Raw genomic sequence first — 1,172 nt, forward strand, 5'->3', positions numbered from 1 at the left:
GAGAAGTGTTACTGTCACGAATTGGTACAAGAGTATCATCTACATCTAAAACTAACCCTTTAATTTGATTTTTTTGAATAATTCCCGATGTTAGACTTAAAATTGAGTTTCCCAAAACTAAATTTGGCTGTAAAAGTTTACCCCAAGACATAAAATTAATATTTATTATAATCACGATAATTTTAAATAAATAAGTTAAAAGTCAAAAGTAAAATATTAGCGCAGTATAAATAAAATACATCAAAGTTATTTATTCATAAACTGCTAATTTTGACTTTCTTACTCATCAAAAAAAAATAAAAAAAACTACTAGCTACTGAGATGATAACATTCTTTCTACCTCTGCAATAGCAGCCTCATGTTCTGCAGCAGTACGACTGAAAATATGAGTACCATCATACCTGGCCATAAAATATAAATATTCAGTATCATCTGGATTAAGAGTTGCTTCTAAACTTGCTAAACCAGGACTAGCAATTGCAGTTGGTGGTAAGCCAATATTAAGATAAGTATTATAAGGAGAAGGAGTTTCAACCTGACGATAGGTAAGAGGTTTCTCTTTTGTTTGACGGATACCAAGGCCATATTCCACTGTTGGGTCTGCTGCTAACCTCATACCTTTCTTCAAACGATTATTAAATACACCGGAAATTACACCTCGCTCCTCAGAAACTACAGATTCCTTTTCTACAATACTCGCCAATGTCACCCACTCATGGAGGTTCAAATTTTCGGCATTATTCAGATTTTTCTGATATACAGGTAATGCAATTTTTTCAAACTGCCCTAGCATTTGATTAATAATAGCTTCAGGAGTATTTTTTTGTGCTTCTATCTTATAAGTATCTGGGAATAAATAACCCTCTAAGTGAGGTATATTACTTGGTAACCAGGGAAATTTATCATAAGGAATATTTCTAGTAGCAGCAATAAAATCAGCAGCAGGAAAAAATCCTTGAGCTTCTAAATATTCAGCCATTTGTTGAATTGACCATCCTTCACGAATGGTATAGCTGAGTTTAACTACATCTCCCTCTAGAATTTTATCTGCAACAGCTTGGAATTTCTGGGTCAAATGGTTGGGAATACAAAATCCCGATCTAGAATTTAAAGCAGGAACTTATAAATTATCACCGACAGAACCACTCAGCGCGATCGCAGATAAAATTCTA

At 33.6% G+C, this 1,172-nt stretch carries 2 pseudogenes; both read right to left on the minus strand.

The features are described 5' to 3' along the window. Positions 1–151: pseudogene (locus F6K13_RS34140) on the minus strand (YqeG family HAD IIIA-type phosphatase); the annotation flags it as partial. Positions 152–313: 162 nt separating this feature from the next. Further along, positions 314–1,072: pseudogene (gene mltG, locus F6K13_RS34145) on the minus strand (endolytic transglycosylase MltG); the annotation flags it as partial. Positions 1,073–1,172: the final 100 nt, after the last annotated feature.

The sequence above is a fragment of the Okeania sp. SIO2B9 genome (assembly GCF_010672505.1).
Classification (GTDB): Bacteria; Cyanobacteriota; Cyanobacteriia; order Cyanobacteriales; family Microcoleaceae; genus Okeania; species Okeania hirsuta.